Annotated in this window: 9 protein-coding genes; 4 read left to right on the forward strand and 5 right to left on the reverse strand. The window is 58.5% G+C overall.

Annotated elements, in window-relative coordinates:
- Positions 1 to 49 precede the first annotated feature (49 nt).
- Positions 50 to 1885 (forward strand): sulfatase family protein, encoded by a 1836-nt coding sequence (locus TBK1r_RS25255; protein WP_145217185.1) that lies wholly within the window; start codon positions 50 to 52, stop codon positions 1883 to 1885.
- Positions 1886 to 2013: 128 nt separating this feature from the next.
- Here TBK1r_RS25255 and TBK1r_RS25260 read toward each other — a convergent pair whose 3' ends face one another.
- The 3 genes from TBK1r_RS25260 to TBK1r_RS25270 form a co-directional block, all read right to left on the reverse strand.
- Positions 2014 to 2994, reverse strand: coding sequence for a nitrilase family protein (locus TBK1r_RS25260; RefSeq protein ID WP_145217188.1), 981 nt, complete (start codon positions 2992 to 2994; stop codon positions 2014 to 2016).
- 99 nt (positions 2995 to 3093) lie between these two features.
- Entirely contained in the window at positions 3094 to 5316 is a 2223-nt protein-coding gene (locus TBK1r_RS25265; RefSeq protein WP_145217191.1) for a 4Fe-4S binding protein, read from the reverse strand.
- Positions 5313 to 6599 carry an FMN-binding protein gene (locus TBK1r_RS25270; RefSeq protein WP_145217194.1) on the reverse strand — a complete coding sequence of 429 codons (1287 nt, stop codon included), beginning with the start codon at positions 6597 to 6599 and terminating at the stop codon, positions 5313 to 5315. Before TBK1r_RS25270 ends, TBK1r_RS25265 begins: the two co-directional genes overlap by 4 nt.
- 1497 nt (positions 6600 to 8096) lie before the next feature.
- Here TBK1r_RS25270 and TBK1r_RS25275 point away from each other — a divergent pair.
- The 3 genes from TBK1r_RS25275 to TBK1r_RS25285 all read left to right on the forward strand — a co-directional run bounded on the left by TBK1r_RS25275 (position 8097) and on the right by TBK1r_RS25285 (position 12165).
- Entirely contained in the window at positions 8097 to 8519 is a 423-nt protein-coding gene (locus TBK1r_RS25275; RefSeq protein ID WP_145217197.1) for a hypothetical protein, read from the forward strand.
- Positions 8520 to 8628: 109 nt separating this feature from the next.
- Positions 8629 to 9147 (forward strand): hypothetical protein, encoded by a 519-nt coding sequence (locus TBK1r_RS25280; RefSeq protein WP_145217201.1) that lies wholly within the window; start codon positions 8629 to 8631, stop codon positions 9145 to 9147.
- 384 nt (positions 9148 to 9531) lie between these two features.
- Positions 9532 to 12165: a M1 family metallopeptidase gene (locus TBK1r_RS25285; protein ID WP_145217205.1), complete on the forward strand. Its 2634-nt coding sequence runs from the start codon at positions 9532 to 9534 to the stop codon at positions 12163 to 12165.
- A gap of 248 nt (positions 12166 to 12413) precedes the next feature.
- Here the strand turns inward: TBK1r_RS25285 and TBK1r_RS25290 are convergent, their stop codons facing one another.
- Together TBK1r_RS25290 and TBK1r_RS25295 are read right to left on the reverse strand one after the other, a co-directional pair.
- A complete protein-coding gene (locus TBK1r_RS25290; protein WP_419580382.1) occupies positions 12414 to 13667 on the reverse strand; it encodes a PQQ-binding-like beta-propeller repeat protein in 1254 nt (417 codons plus the stop codon).
- A gap of 341 nt (positions 13668 to 14008) precedes the next feature.
- A complete protein-coding gene (locus TBK1r_RS25295) occupies positions 14009 to 15718 on the reverse strand; it encodes an IS1182 family transposase (protein ID WP_419580383.1) in 1710 nt (569 codons plus the stop codon).
- Positions 15719 to 16648: the final 930 nt, after the last annotated feature.

Below are 16648 nucleotides of genomic sequence, written 5' to 3' on the forward strand. Positions count from 1 at the left end.
CGAAAACATATTGCCCCCACCCGAAAACCTCCCCAAAGCGGATTTTGTCATGCGTTACCGATTTGCCATCGCATTACTGGTCGGACTGGTCGCGCTGCCGGTCAATCGTGGCCTGGCCGAAAAACCCAACTTGTTAATCGTGACTGTGGACGACATGAGTTGCGATTCGGTCGGCGCCTTCGGTTGCGAACTTCCCGGCACGACTCCCAACATTGACGCGCTGGCGGCCGCAGGGCTGCGGTACCATCACGCGCATGTGCAGGTCGGCAATTGTTACCCGTCGCGGAACGTCATGTTCTCGGGCCGCTACCCGCACAACACGGGCGTCGAAGGGTTCTACCAAGTGAAAGACCCCGACTACCCACACATGGTCGATCTGATGAAACAGGCCGGCTACTTCGTCGGCATTCGCGGCAAAGTGTCTCATTCGACACCGTATCAGCCATACGCCTGGGACACCGATCTGACGACCCTGGACGGTGAGAAGCAGGACATGAAAAACGCCGAGTCGTATTACAAATCGACTCGACGGGGAATCGAGATGGCGAAGGGCGCCGGAAAACCCTTTTGCCTGAACATCAACATCTCCGATCCCCACAAACCCTTCTACGCGATGGGAAAAAATGGAGCGGTCGTCGACGACAAGAATGTGCCCACGCGCGTGTTTACGCCGGATGAGGTTCCGATTCCAGGTTTCCTGTTTGATCATCCGGACGTTCGACTGGAACTGGCACACTACTATTCTTCAGTGCGTCGCGCCGACGACTGTTTCGCCGCCGTCATGAAAGCGCTCCGCGAGTCGGGGCAAGACGAAGACACCGTGGTGATTTTCCTGTCCGATCACGGCATGCCCTTGCCGTTCGCCAAGACCGCCTTGTGGAACCACAGCACACGGACGCCATGGATCGTGCGCTGGCCGGGCGTGACGAAACCGGGAACCGTCGACACGACCCACATGATCTCCGCCGTCGATCTGCTGCCGACTCTGTTGGATATCGCCGGGATCCGTCATCCCGATGGGTTTGACGGCCGATCGTTTCTGCCCACACTGCGCGGCCAGCAGCAGCCCGGCCGCAATCTGGTCTACAAGGTCTACAACGAAAACTCGGGCGGCAATCGCAGCCCCATGCGGAGCGTTCAATCCAAGCGTTTCGGTTACCTGTTCAACCCCTGGTCGGACGGTAAACGCGTCTTCCGAACCGCGACGACGGGAACCCTGACCTATCGCGCGATGGTCAAACTTGCCCCGACCGACCCGCAGATCGCAGCCCGCTTGGAACTGTTTCAGCACGGCGTGCTCGAAGAGTTCTATGACTATGAAAACGATCCCGACGCTCTTGTCAATCTGATCGACAACCCCGACTACGCCGACGAGGTTGCCAAGCACCGCGCGGCGATGCGTCAATTCATGGTCGATTCCAACGACCACATCCTGCCGGCCTTCGACAACCGTGACGACAAACAACAGGTCAGTGCGTACGTCGACAAGGTGCAAGCCGAAGCGGACGCCCGGCGGGCCAACAGGCGAGGCGGAAAAGCCAAGACGAGCGGAACAGCCAAACCGAATCCCAAGCTGTTTCAAATGCAAGTTCCCGATCGGGCCACACCCGGTGCCCCGTACACCGTCTCGATCATCCACCGCATTCCCAAACCGTTGGGCGAGCAAAAGTTTCACGTCACGATCAAGGACGCGGGCGGGAAGCGGATCGAGCGAATCATTCAACCCGTGTCCGGCGACGGAGAATTGAAAGTGACATTCACCCTCCCCGAAAACCTGTCGGGAAAATCCATTTCAGTCGCGGCCTTCGTCGGTGAAGAGTTCGCCAACAACCTGATGTACCGAACCGCCAGCGAGATCAAAGTCAGCCGGCAGGAGACGCCATGATGGGGCGGGCGAGAGTTGTGGATGGCCGTTGGCGAGTACGTAGCGCAGGTCCTCACTAAAGTCGAAGGCCGATTGGCCTTGAGCGCCGATTGGAATTGAGCGCCGATTGGAATTGAGCGGTGGAGCGCTCACGTGCCAGAGTGGGCGCCATCCACTTTTTCAAAACGAACGACCCGAGTGTCTTGTTCAATGCCGGTGCGTTCGGCCAGCGGGCCGTAGAGTTCGGGGCGGCGGGATTTCAGCCAGCGACGCCCCGTGCTGGTGGCTTGAATCGAGGGATCGAGCCGGGCAACCACGATGTCGTCTCCGGCTTTCCAGGTTTCCGCCAGCGTTTCTCCGTAAGGCCCCAAGATCATCGAATTGCCGGTGCGTACTTCGTCGTCGTCCACGCCGACTCCGTTGCTGAACACCACGAACAACCCGTTGTCGTGCGCCCGCGCGGGTAGCCAACGGCGCAACCACTCGCGTCCCTTGGGCCCGCGAAACTCCGCTTCGATCGCTTCGGGATTCGTTTCCCGTTGCTCCCAAAGTTGCGGATCGATCACGCCCATGCAATGCGGACTGGGCGAATTGCAGCCGCCGGTTTGATGCGGCGCGAGCAGGATCTCCGCCCCCAGCAACGCGTTCATGCGAACGTTTTCGCCGATGTTGTTGTCATAACAGATCAACACACCCACGGTCGCCCCTTGGGGAATGTCGAACACCGTGTAATCGTCTCCGCTGTCGAGGTGTTCGCTGATGAAACAGTGCAGTTTTCGATGCACGGCAACCTCGCCGTCAGGCATCGCGACGACATAACTGTTGAACAGTCGTCCGTCGTCGCCGAGTTCGATCAGCCCGGCGCCGATGGTCATGTCCTGTCGCGCGGCAAGTTCCAGCAACGCGTCGGTGCATCGACCGCCTCGGATCGGTTCGGCGAGCTTCCTGCACTGCTCGGCCGAAAGGTTTCTCACGTGCCAATAACCGGTCAAACACATCTCGGGGAACGCGATCAAATCGACTCCCTTTGCTTTGGCTTCCGCCGTCAGCGACTCGACGCGACCAAGGTTAAACGTTTTGTCACCCGGACGATGGTTGAACTGAACAGCAGCGACAGTGATCGGATTCATTTGCGAGAGGATCGTAGGGGAAAGCGTTGGAACAAGACGCGTGAGACGACTGGCTTTGCATTGTAGCGAAACGTGCTCGCGGCAAGGTGCCTCGGACCGTCACTGCGAACCCAACGTGCCAAAGGGGTCGTCATCCGACGCGTCCTCGGTCGACTCCATCGCTGGCGTTCCCGGCTCGCCGAACGGTGACTCTGGTTCACCGAACGGGGATTCTGGCACGCCGAACGGGGATTCCAGCTCGTTCGTTTCGGGAACAAAGTACTCCACGCTGGGCGATGCACTGGCGCGGTCGCGGGCCTCTTGTTGCCGCAGCGCGATGTACGACCCCGACATCATCCGATCTTCTTTTCCTTCCCCCGCCTCGACGATGATTGCCGACTCGCTTAATAAACCTCGCTCCTTGACATTGATCGCATGGCAACGCGTCTGGCACAGCCCACAGCCCACGCATTGGTCGGCCAACACGACCGGCGCCGAATAGCCCGTGCCTTCGATCGGAACTCCGTTGTCGTCGACTTCCGTTCCGACCCGTTTGAATTCGATCGCGTGGTATCCCGCCGCGTTGCACTCTTGGACACAGAGATCACATTCTTCTTGACCGGCGAACGGCAGACAGGTCGACTCGTTGACGATCGCCAGGCCCATGCGAGCGACTTTCTTCTCGGCCAACGGCAACGCGCGAATCGCACCGGTCGGACAGACTTGCCCACAGGCGTTGCAACTTGATTCGCACCCCGCCCAATCGGCGTTGACCAGCGGCGACCACAATCCCTCGAGTCCTTGCTGAAATCCCTCCGGTTGCAGCACATCGTTGGGACAGGCCTTGAAACACTCGCCACAGCGAATGCACATCTCCAGAAACTCTTGCTCGGGAACACTGCCCGGCGGGCGAACGGGCAAGAACGCATTGGGATCGTCCAAGCGTGCACCAAAGGCTTTCGTCGCCAATGAGACCCCAGCGCTGCCGACCACAGCCGCGGCCGTGCCACCGGCGAGCGACATGAACCCGCGTCGCCCCAATGCCGTCTCATGCGTCGGCGGATCGTTCTCGACCTTCAACTCGACCACGTTCCACCGTTCGACGAACTTGATCGCGTGCGTCGGACACACTCCGCCACAGGACTGACACATTGTGCAATCGGTGGTGCGAGTGGTGAAGTCGGGTTTGATGGCGTCAAACGGGCAGATCTCGACGCACTTGTTGCAGTTGATACACGACGATTCGACCTTGCGTTCGGTGATTCGAAACAGATTTCCCAGGGAAAACACCGCTCCACTTGGGCAGACGTACTTGCACCAAAACCGCGGCCGAAAGAACCCCAAACTCAACACGCCCAAGAACATCGCGATCGAGATCAGATGGCCGATGTTCATCGCGGGAACCAAATGCCAACCGCGCAACGTTCCGGTTTGGATCGGATCAAACAGAAACAACATCCCTCGCGTGATCACGGGAATCGCCGAAACGAAGCCTGAGACCAGCACGCCGAACACCGCACACAGCAGCGTCCCGGCCAGCAGATAGTATTTGATGTGAACCCACCAACCGTCGTCGGGAACACGAAACCGCTGGACGCGTTTTCCGACCGCCCAGTCGAACAAGTCAATCGTCGTGCCCAGGGGACACAGGTAGCCGCAAAAACCTCGTGGAATCAACACGCAAACGATCAAGATCGCAGCCGCCGACACCAGCGACCAGACCCAGCTTCGCGACGCGACCGCCGTCGATAAACTGACCAGCGGATCGATCATCAAAAACGTCTCCGCCGGGATGATCTCCTTCGCCGCCAAGTTGTCGCTGTAGTGCGACGGCCACTGCTCGGCGGAGGTATTTTCCACGCCCGGAACTCCTGTCGCCGGTCGGGCATCGTAGGGCCAGCAGACATAGAAAAAAAGAACGGCGAACGTGACCAAACAGAGGGTTTGCACGATCCGCCGCACCGGAGACGCCAGCCACGACAAACCGAAACGCCGCAGCGTCTTGCGCAAGAACCCTCGCTGTTTCGACATCCTGTCGGATTGCAGCCCGTCGGGCAACAGCCAACGTAGTAACCGCCCGGGCAGGGAATGGGAGGCGTATTGATCCGGTTTGAGACGACGAAGGGCGGGTGAAAACCAATCCAGTCGCAGCACCGCGCGGCTGCCGCGATCGAAGCTGGTCAACAGTGTCAGCACGGCGGCGGCCAGCACCACGCCGGCGATCGTGACCGCCAGTGCAGACGGAACGCCGAACCGGGCCGCGATCCAGTGGTTCTCAGCGACGGCCACCAAGATTGCGGCGGCCAACAAGGCGACGGCCAGTGCCAAACCGCGTCGTTTCATCGGGTTCCCTGGGCCAGCGCCTTGGCGGTCGCGTTGACAATAGCTTGCGACGTGATCGTCGCACTGCTGGTGCCATCGATGCCCTGCACACTTTGACGAGCGATCAATTGCGCCGGCGTGTCGGTCAGCGACGAGTAGAACTGTTTCTCTTTGTGGTCGGTGATTTTGACCGCTTCAAGCTTGCCGCCCGCTACAGTGACTGCCACGGTAAGCTTTCCGTTGTAACCCGTGCTGCTGTCGCGATAGGTCCCGTCGGCGACGCGACTCACGTCCGCCTGGTCGTACAGTCGAATCGTTTCGATACTTTCCTGGGCTCGCGCTTTAAAACGTTTCGCGTATTCATCATTTCGAAATTGTTTCGAGGCCAGGACGCGTTGGTAATAGTCGATCGCCTCGTCGGGTCGCCCGGCAAGCCGCAGCGCGTCGGCGGCCAGGATATTGGCCTGGTAATCGTTCCCCGATTTCACGAAGGCGGCTGTCAAACTCAACGCCCGATCGATCTCGCCCATGTCGCCGTACAGTTTGATCGCAGCAAGATTCAGACGCCGTCCACGCAGCATCTGCATCGCCATGTCCCGGTTTCCCAGACGCCAATAGCACTCGGCCAGTCGCACGCCTTGCACCTTGTCGACGGTCGCCTTGCCTTGCTGGAACCAGAACGCGGCCCGCGGATAGTCCTGCAACAACCGAAAGTAGGCGTCGCCGAGGGCGTTCATGTCACGCAGCAGCAAAACCCGGTCGTCTTTATGCAGCGCGACACAATGGTGTAGCAGTTTGATTCCCGAATGCCAGCGGCCAGGGTTTTCGTTGACGACCGACCAAATGTACTGGCCCATGTTTTTATGGCTTTGCCACGGCCCCTTGGGCGGCTTGATCGGCCAGGACAGGTCCAGCGATTTGGGATAGTCCAGCGGCACGGAATCGAACCAATCGGGCGACGTTTTCCCGGCGGCCTCGATCAGCGCCAAGACTTCTGCCTTGGAGCGTTTGACCGTCCCCGAATCGTCTCCGTCTCCGTCCCCGTCGTCGCCGGCCGACGACGTCGATTTGGGCGTCAACACGAACCATTTGCCCTGGTAGGAAACGCGAAAAACCTCGTCAAATCGATAGACGTTCTTGGACGACTTCGAGTCGTCGCGGGGGTCAAAATCGAATTCCTTTTCGGCTTTCCGAATGGAGGTGATGGTGCCGACCAATTTCGCGCCGTCGGCAAACTCGATCACATCCGCCGCCGTCGCGCCGGTGCCCGCCAAAACCATCATCAACAAAACCAAAGACTTCATCACGTCTCCTCGAGCTTCTCCGTCAACCACACCGCGGCAGCCCGCGTCAAGCCTACAGGATACTAGATCACCGCCCTCAAGGAACGTCTCCCCCGAGACATTGCGGAACAGATTCTGAAATCTGACACTGATGGAGCTCGACTGGAATCGATGGACGCTTCTTGGGAAGTGGGGAGAGTGTCGAAGCAAATCGCGCCCGAGCCCTCGGACCAGGCCTGCTGCCCCGATTGAACCCGCATCCCGATCCACTCCTTCGGCAAGGCGAACTGCGCCGCCGGCGCAGGATTGATTCGCTGCGACCCCGCCGGGGTCGAGGGGATTTTGGCGATCGCCGCCCCGAAGGTGGCGCTGCGCTGACCTCCGGCTAATTGCTGCAATCCCTTGGGACGTCGATTGTATTACTGAGCGACTTTAGGGCAGGCACCGCTCTGCGGTGCACACCGCAAAGCGGTGCCACAACAAAGCCCGGAGTCGCGAAGCGCACTCCGGGTGGGGGCGCAGAGGACAGGGGAACCCCAGCGGGGTTCAACAAACGGCGCGGCACAATCCGGGGTGCGCAAACGGCGGCGTGAATCAGGCGAACCGTGTTGCTCTGTTCAACCCCGTTGGGGTTGGCGGCCTGTTGGCGACAGGAACTTGGGGTGCGCGGGCGCGACCCCAAGCTTTGATGTGGCACGCCGCTGGCGTGCGGGCCGCAGGAGCGGTTGCCGCTCGCGAGTCGTTCCCACAATGCGGTACGGCGAGAAATTCGTCAGTAATACAATCGACGTCCCAAGGGATACTCGGTTCGCTGACGCTCTCCCTTGGCACCAAACGAATTGTTGTTGTCAGCGGTAGGGCGCGAGCCCTCCGGTCCGTCAACGCGTATTCAACGCAGAAACCGGCCCGCTCGCGCCGCTCCGCTAACGCCTGCAGTCCAAGCCATTCGCCGGAGGTGGTCGCAGCAACAACTTCGCAATATCCTACGGCGAACTCGGGCCTGTTTACTGGTCTGCGTTTTGACGTCCTGCGCCGGACGATCGGTCGCCAAAATGTGCCTCAATTTGCTATTAACAACTTGGTAGTCAAGAGATCTTCATGTCTGTTTATTGCCCAAAATGTCTGATGCCGGTAACAGCTACTTCAGATGATACTTGTCCGATTTGCAAGACAGACCTGAACCCGACGCCAACCGAGACATCGAAGTCCTCCGATCCAAACCAACTATTCCCGACTTGGTTTACCAAATTGCTGATGATTGGTTTCGCACTCGCAGTCGCGAAAGCGCTCTTCGGACCCTAATCGTTTCGTGGCTTCGGTTGCTCTGCGTCGAAGGGCCAACGCCTAGGATGTCGAGCTGCAGAGTACGTGGAGAATTGGATTGCTGAGTGCACCGCTGCCGTCTCTGATGGCAGTTGCGATCGGGTACACTAGATATCGTCAAGGGTGACGAGGAGGCCGTCAACTTTCGGATTTAGGCTGCCCCCTTGTCCGCTCGCATCAATAAGGTGATGACGAATGGATCTGATTCTCATTATCATCCTGGCCTGCATCGGAGCCTTGTTGGGGTTTGGGATCGGCCTCCTGGTTCCCGGTGCATCTGTGTCGTTGGTGGTATTGACCTCCTGCTCGTTTGCGGCGATCGGCCTGGCCGCCGCATACGTCTTGTTGATGATGGCGAAATCACACTCGATGAAAGCCCGGCGAGCGACATCCGTGCCGGCCCGCAAACCGCGGCCGCCGCAAACACGTCGCCGATTTGAAGAACGTCTCAGGAGGTTCGTTGATCAAACGGGCGTTACAGGTGTGCGGCGTCATGAGCAACACAACTCGACGATGCCGTTTTGGACGTCGGTCACCCAGTTCGCCAGGACTCCGCCGAGATCTTCGTTGTCCATCCGTCAATTCCTGTGGAACATTCGACGTATCCTGCGTCATTAACAACGCCGACGACGATCGTTTCACAAATTCTTTACCGCCCATCCGCCCTCGGTTTGAACCATGAACGTTGACGCGTACCTGGAACAACTCTACCGCGAAGGTTGTCGCAATGGCGATTTCGCTCGCGCTATCAGGATTGGTCATCGATAACGATCGCGCACTTCAGGAAACGATGACCAATCCTTACGCACCTCCCGCCACGCCGCCCGAGCCGCCAGCGGAACTGCCGACTTCGTCGGACGACCGAGACCGCTACCTCGCTCGTGCGGCGAAGATCTACAGATGGATGGGTTGGATCGGTTTGATCTATTTCGGCATCATCTATCCGATCGGGCTTTGGTCAGAACTCTCCGAATCGCCCGTCAGCTTGGGTGCCGTGATCGGCATGACGGTGACGACCGCGGGGTTTGCGTTTCTATTTTCACAGATGATTCGGCTTTCGCGGCGGATGCACACGGGACTTGAATCGGCCTACAGCAAAATCCGGTGGGTCGGTCTGTTGGCCGGCGCCTTCAGTTTCCCGCTGCTGACGTTTCCCGCGTTCTACGCGGTTTGGTTGGTTGGCCGGGCACGCGGATTGGCGAATGATGAGGAAATTGTAGAGAGGCAAACCGAAGGCGAGGGATAAAGAAACAACTCGACAGGCTGGAAGCCTTTCCCACTCGTTACGCCGCGCGATGCCACGACACAGTCGATGAAAGAGCATCAACAATACGTTGTACGTCCCAAGGCAATGTGGTTGACGATGTGTAGCCACCAATGCCCCCTGGGAGAGTGTCGCTGAAAGCCGCACGACCTCGAAAAGGGGGGAGGCCGGAGCCAAGAAGGATCCACCTCGGATCGAGCTGCGCGACCCGCGTCGTTCGCAATTAAGTTGCGACGCAGTACACTATTCGCAAAGTGGAGTACGCATGCTGCTTGCCGTGTCGTGCAGCCGCAAGCTGGAAGCTTACTCCACATCTCGCAAGCTGGAAGCTAACGCCACGCTCTATCCCCCCAACCACCTTGAGCCATGATTTGTTTTGTCCGTTGGTCCGTGACCGCTGCGCTGTTGTTTTGTCTTGTTGGACAAGCCCACGCCGCAGAGTTCATCTGCCGCTACTGTGCCGATGGCCGTTCCCACGCAATGCTGCCGCTGGGACTGGAACTCGACGGTCGTTACCAATACGCACCCGATCGCCAAGTCGATGTGCTGCACTTGAAGCTGGACGTGACGCCCGACTTTGACGCGCGAACGGTCGCCGGCACGGTCTCCATCACCGCTCAACCGATCGCCGAACCGGTCGAAATCTTGCGGTTGGATGCGATCGACATCCACATCCAACAAGTGCGTTGCCAGGAAGCGACGGTTGAGGATTTCATTTCCACCCGCGACGGGCTGCAGATCGCGTTCACCGAACCGATTCCGGTCGGGACTGAATTCACGGTTGAAATCGACTATTCCGCCCAGCCCAATGCGGGGCTGTATTTCCGCACCGCCGAAATGGGGTACCCCGAGCAAGACACTCATATCTGGACCCAAGGAGAAACTCACGAGGCGCGGCACTGGTTCCCCTGTTTCGACTACCCCAACGAACGGTCCTCGACCGAAGTGATCTGCCACGTCCCGAAGACCATGCGTGTGCTGAGTAATGGAAAACGGATGGGAGAAACCATCGATGCAGCAGGCCTGAAAGCCGTCCGTTGGTTGCAAGAGAAACCGCATGCGAACTACTTGATCTGTCTGGTCGCCGGGAACCTGGAGAAACTCGAGAAACGTCATCGCGACATCGCGCTCGGTTTCTACACGCAACCGACGCTGGCCGAATACGCCGCCAACTCATTTCGTGACACGCCCGAGATCATGGCGTTCTTTGAACAGGAAATCGGTGTGCCGTTTCCCTGGTACAAGTACGATCAGGTCACGATTCGCGACTTCACCGCCGGCGGCATGGAGAACACGTCGCTGACCACGCTGACGCACACGACGATCTTTTCCGAGGCGACCGAGAACATTCGCACGACCCGGCGACTGGATGCCCACGAGATGGCGCACCAGTGGTTCGGTGACTACGTGACCTGCAAAGACTGGAGTCACCTGTGGCTCAACGAAGGCTTTGCGACCTATTACACCCATCTGTTCGAAGGCCACAAATTCGGACGCGATGCGCTGCTGTATGGACTCTACAACGATGCGACCGGTCGGGTGCTGCCCCAAGACAAAGACACCAAGCCGATCGTGTACAACGGCTACCGCAACCCGATGCAGCAGTTCGATTACCGCTCGTACCCCAAAGGCAGTTGGGTGCTGCACATGTTGCGAAGCCAACTGGGAGCCGATTTGTATCGCAAGTGCATCAAGGAATATCTGCAGCGGCACGCGTTGACCAGTGTCGTGTCGGACGACTTGCGACAGGTGATCGAAGAACTGAGCGGTCGACCGATGGACCGGTTCTTTGATCAATGGCTTTACCATCCGCGGCATCCCGATCTGAAGATCACCTACAAATGGATGCCCAAAGAAAAACTGGCCAAGGTCACGGTCAAGCAAACCCAAAAGCTGAGCGAGGATGTCCTGTTGTATCACTTCCCGACGAAGCTGCGTTTCATCGTCGAGGGCGAAACCGTCGATCGCGAAATCGAAATCAGCCAGGTCGAGGAAGATTTTTACGTTCCCCTGACCGCGAAACCTTCGATCGTCCGCTTTGATCCCGACTACACCGTCTTGGCAACTGTCTCGTTCGACAAAGCCAACGATCTGCTGGAATCGCAAATCAAAAACACCGACGATATGATGGGGCGTTTGCTTGCCTGTGTGGCCCTGGCCGATCGCAAAACGGATGCGTCGGTCAAATTGTTAGCCGAGCGACTGAACACCGATCCGTTTTTTGGTGTGCGGATCGAAGCGGCCAAGGCACTCGGCAAACACGGCTCCGACAAAGCGCTCGAGGCATTGAAATCGAGTTGGCAGGGTCAGTCGGACGCACGTGTGCGGCAAGCCGTCGTGCAGCGTTTGTTTGGACGCTTCACCCCGGAGACGCTGGAGCTGGCTTTGGACGTGTTGGAAAAAGAATCCAATCCCGCGATCCAGGTCGCTGCAATTGCAGTCTTGGGGCGATTCCATGGAGACACGTCGAAACAGAAATTGACGGAACTGTTGCAATCCGAGTCGTTCGGCAATGAGTTGGCTGATGCGGCGATCTCGGCGATCGGAAAAATGAATGAACCCGCGTTTGCCCCGGCGTTGCTGTCCGCCCTGGAGAAACGTCACGGGGAATTCGACGCACGCGATTTCGGACGCGGGTTGACGGCGTTGGCCAAGACCGCCCGATCACTTGAAAACAAGGATTCAGTCTTCGAATTCCTCTGCTCTCACGTTGAGCATCCCAAGTCCACCGTCCAGACCTCTGCGCTCAACGCCCTTGGCCAACTGGGTGACCTTCGCGCCGTCGCGGTGATCGAGTCGTACACCGATTCGGGAGACAGCCGGATCGCCGACGCCGCAAAACGCGCTCTGACGGAACTCAACGCGTCTCGACCGCTGGTCCCGACCGAGATCGTCGAGCTACGTAAGACAATGACCGAACTGAAACAGGAAACGGAGAAACTGAAGGCCGAGCTCAAAGACTTGAAGGCCCAAGAAGCGGCAAGCGAGAAGGACCAGTAGCAGCGTCCGGCCCGTTGCGGGAGTGCTCGAGAGGGCGGAATGACGAGATGATCTGAAGTGGCAGAATGATACGGGGCAGAATGATGTTCTAACCGCTGAGATGGCGGAACCAGAATCATTCTGCCACTCCATCATTCTGCCATCCGTCTCGCCAAGGCTGACGACGGCCGCTGGGCAATGCGAGACAGCCATCCGACGCTCGTTGCGAAAGGCGGTACGCGGGCGGCACTCCCGACAGCGCTGCGCGATTAGTTATCGAGCGCGATGCAGGCGGCTTCTTCGGTGCTGCGGACATAGATGCGTCCGTCGCTGTAGGCCGGTGTGGACCAGCACTTGCCGCTGAGCACGTCGTCTCGGGCCAGTTCCTGGTACACATCGGGCGTCGCCGCGGCGATGACGACTTCACCGGCATCCGACAACACGACCAGTTTTTCGCCGACCAGGATGCAGTTGCCCGGGCCGAATCCGTATTCCTTCCATTTGATTTCGCCCGTCGCCAGCTCGACACATTGAAGCGGTGCACGGCCGTACTTTTTGAACTCGAAGATCCCGTACAGGTGTCCGTTGTGGACGATCGGGGTGCTCCAGTGATTCATCAACTCGTTGGCCTTGAACCAGACTTCATCGACCTTTCCGTTACCTTGAACCTCGAACAGTCCGGCACCAACGCCGTAACCGGCCGAGCAGTAGACCAGATTGCCGTCGACGACCGGTGATGCGGCGGTGGAGACACTGAACGGAAACTTGGCTCGCCAACGTTCCGTCCCCGTGGCCGCATCGACTCCGACCAACCCGGATTGGACGAAGAAGACCAATTGTTTTTCGCCCGAGATCGTCGACAGCGAAGGCGTCGCGTGGGTGATGGTTTCGTCGCCGCTTTTCCAGACCAGCCGACCATCGTTCTTGTTGAATGCGAGGAAACTCTGCCCCGCTCCGCCGCCGCTGACATAGACCACGTCTCCGTCGACGATGGGGCTGGTGGCATTGAGCCACTTGATGTTGCGGCCGGCAAAGTCATTGATGATGTCTTGTTTCCAAATCGGGTTGCCCGTCTTGGCATCGTAGCACTGCAACACCATGTAGGAATCGTAGACATAGACGTTGCCGTCGGAGACCGAGGGCGTCGAGCGTGGTCCATCACCGCCTTTGTTTCCCGCCGCCCCGGCGTTGCCTCCGCCCTGTTCGTATTGGCTGCTGCCCATCGGCTTCCGCCACAGTTCGTCACCGGACGTCGCGTCGAGCGCCAACAGCACTTCGTGTTGGTCGGTGGCGATCACGGTGAACAAACGCCCGTCGGCGACGGCAAAGGAGCTGAAGCCCAACGGAGTCTCGGACTTCCAAATCACGTTCGCACCGTTGCTCCAGTCCGTCCGGCCGATCGATTCGGCCGACTTTCCATCGGCGTCAACGCCACGGTACTGCGGCCAGTCCTCGGCAAAACCGATCGAAGAAACAACGCTGAAGCAGGCGGCCGCAAGAAGAACGACGTCTTTCATTTTCATTTTGGATTTGCAGGTGGGATCAAACAGGCGGGAATTCGAACCGTCCAGAATAATCGATCGAATCTGTTTCTGAAAGGAAGCAAAACCGTGGCATCATCGCCGCGAATCCGTCCGAAACTCGCGGGTGCGTGGGAGCCCATCGGTGTTGTCGGCACTGAAGGAGGTAGCGGAACGGCGCGAGCGGCCTGTCGATTTAGTTCCTGGGGACGGTTGATTCGATTTTGGTTCCGGACGAGGCTTTTATGGTGCTATGCGGGGCATCCAGAGTCGTTGGTAAGCGTGTTGACGGGATCGTGGCGTTCGCTTGTGGCGGATTTCGTTCGAAATGCCCCCTATCTCCCCTAGTTTGCTGTTCCGAGCGATTGTGTCGCCGCGGCGGCGCGCAGCTTCGCCAAGTAACTCATGATTTTCTTCAGATTGAATCCGGTCGCCGCCCAGCGCCATTCTTGATTCACACCTGCGATACCTCGAAGCAGGAATCGCCGCATATCAAGCGTGCTCTTGATCACGGCGAAAGGCGTTTCACCGAAATGCTGACGACGAGAGTAAGCCTCTTTGGCTGCAGGCGTTTCCATTCGCGCACGCTGCCGACGTCGCGCTCCTTCATGCTCATCATGCATCGTCTCGCGACCACGTGGCGGGCCAGGCTTGCGACCACGTCGCTTGCCCGCTCGCTTGTCCGACGAGGTCGCTTCGCTGGACTCCTGGGACGATGCCTCGCTGCTGCTTGCCTCGTCTTTTGGCTTCACGTTCTTGCGACAACGCCCAGCCAGCGTGCAGCCCTCGCATTCAAAACAGGTGTAAACCTTTCGCTGCACCGGAGAGCCGTCGCCATGCGTCGTGTTCTCGGTCGTCCGATGTGAAAGCACTTTGCCTGCCGGGCAGTAATAGCAGTCGTTCGCTTCGTCGTACACAAAAGCTGCTTTGTCAAATCGTTTGGTTTGTGGATTAACCGGCAACTGATCAATCTGATCGGCGGCAACGGGCTCAGTCAAATCCGAACGCTCGGCAGGGTTGTTCTCGCGATTGGTTTCGGCAAGCGGGCCAATCAGTTCGATCTTTTTTTCCTCAGCCGCAGTGAGGTTTTTGCCCGTCGTGTAAGCCGAGTCAGCCATGACTCGCTTAATGTCAATTCCAAAGTCGTTGGCCACACAGTCGACGATGGTGGCAAATTCGTGGTGTTCGACGTTGCCGATCAAGACGTCCGCCGCAACGATCAGGCCGCTCTGCGTTTCGGTCGTCGCCATCGGAGTAAAGTTGGCTGCGTAACCACCCTCCTTATTGGGAAGAATGCGACTGTCCGTGTCAGTCTTGGGTAACTGGGCGGGGCCCTTCGTCCCATTTTTCCTGCGGACTTCGTCCATCGCATTGACCGTCTCCAGATGAGCGGCCAGTTGTGAGCGGCGTGACTTCAAGTTGGCGACGGCGGCGGGGAGGCGGTCCGCCGAAACGTCCTGGCCGATGAGATCTTCGTCGCATGCGTCGTTGACTTCGAAGGTTTCCAGGGCCTCATCAATTTGCGCGTCAAGTTCTTCGAGTGCTTTGGCTAATCGTTTGGCCGTCCAAGTCTTGTATTTGTTGGCGTCAGCCAGGATGCGTGTGCCGTCGATGCACAGTTCCGAGAGATTGGCGATCCCCAGGTTGATCGCCAGCTTGACCATTTGTTTGAAGATGCCTTTGACTGCATCACTATTGTTTCGGCGGAAGTCGCTGATCGTGCTGTGATCGATGCGGCGACCGCTGCTAAGCCAGATAAAATCGATCGAATGCTTGAGTTCGTATTCAATGTTCCGGCTGGATCGGATTCGCCGAATCATGGCAAACAGCAGGATCTTTGCCATTACGCTGGGATGGATCGGCGGCTGACCGAATCCGCCGTTGTAGGCCGCCTCCCAATCAGTCCAGTCCATCTGATCGAGAATCTCGTCGACCAAGCGAACGGGATGATCCTGAGGGATGAGTTCCTCCAGGGCGGTGGGAATGAGGACCAGTTGCCCGCGTGGTGTAGGAGCTTCCTGCCAATAGCTGGTCTTGGGTTGTCTCTGGCTCACTGGGCAAGCCTCCCTGCGTGAGAAGTGAATCGCGACGACGATCCGCCAAGAATAGCAAACATCGTGACGATGCCTACTAAGCCACCTCCCCTCGTTTTGTGGATACACTAAACCGACAGGCCGCGAGCCGTCCGGTTCCAGTTCCCAAATACCTTGACAGACCGGACGGCTCGTGCCCAATACCACTCTCTCGACATTGAGGGGTGCCCGAACGCTGGCGCGAACCGGCTAATAACAATTGATGATCAGCCGTTTGGCGCGAGCCTACGGGCCCTGCGCTGGTCAAAACCTTCTCGATTGAGCGGTATTGGGCTCGCGGCCTGTCGATTTAGTCAATGTGCCGAAATCAACGCGACGATCTTAGCCCGACGCGTAAGCGAGGGGCGCCCGGACGCTGGCGCGAACCGGCTGATAACAATTGATGATCAGCCGTTTGGCGCGAGCCTACGGGCCCTGCGCTGGTCAAAACCTTCTCGATTGAGCGGTATTGGGCTCGCGGCCTGTCGATTTAGTCAATGTGCCGAAATCAACGCGACGATCTTAGCCCGACGCGTAAGCGAGGGGCGCCCGGACGCTGGCGCGAACCGGCTGATAACAATTGATGATCAGCCGTTTGGCGCGAGCCTACGGGCCCTGCGCTGGTCAAAACCTTCTCGATTGAGCGGTATTGGGCTCGCGGCCTGTCGATTTAGTCAATGTGCCGAAATCAACGCGACGATCTTAGCCCGACGCGTAAGCGAGGGGCGCCCGGACGCTGGCGCGAACCGGCTGATAACAATTGATGATCAGCCGTTTGGCGCGAGCCTACGGGCCCTGCGCTGGTCAAAACCTTCTCGATTGAGCGGTATTGGGCTCGCGGCCTGTCGATTTAGTCAATGTGCCGAAATCAACGCGACGATCTTAGCCCGACGCGTAAGCGAGGGGCGCCCG

This window comes from Stieleria magnilauensis (genome assembly GCA_007753675.1).
Classification (GTDB): Bacteria; Planctomycetota; Planctomycetia; order Pirellulales; family Pirellulaceae; genus Stieleria; species Stieleria magnilauensis.

Excerpts from the sequence above, each read along its gene's own strand:
- TBK1r_RS25255 (WP_145217185.1), top strand. The coding sequence starts at position 50 with ATGCGTTACCGATTTGCCATCGCATTACTGGTCGGACTGGTCGCGCTG.
- TBK1r_RS25260 (WP_145217188.1), bottom strand. The coding sequence starts at position 2,994 with ATGAATCCGATCACTGTCGCTGCTGTTCAGTTCAACCATCGTCCGGGT.
- TBK1r_RS25265 (WP_145217191.1), bottom strand. The coding sequence starts at position 5,316 with ATGAAACGACGCGGTTTGGCACTGGCCGTCGCCTTGTTGGCCGCCGCA.
- TBK1r_RS25270 (WP_145217194.1), bottom strand. The coding sequence starts at position 6,599 with ATGAAGTCTTTGGTTTTGTTGATGATGGTTTTGGCGGGCACCGGCGCG.
- TBK1r_RS25275 (WP_145217197.1), top strand. The coding sequence starts at position 8,097 with ATGGATCTGATTCTCATTATCATCCTGGCCTGCATCGGAGCCTTGTTG.
- TBK1r_RS25280 (WP_145217201.1), top strand. The coding sequence starts at position 8,629 with ATGGCGATTTCGCTCGCGCTATCAGGATTGGTCATCGATAACGATCGC.
- TBK1r_RS25285 (WP_145217205.1), top strand. The coding sequence starts at position 9,532 with ATGATTTGTTTTGTCCGTTGGTCCGTGACCGCTGCGCTGTTGTTTTGT.
- TBK1r_RS25290 (WP_419580382.1), bottom strand. The coding sequence starts at position 13,667 with ATGAAAATGAAAGACGTCGTTCTTCTTGCGGCCGCCTGCTTCAGCGTT.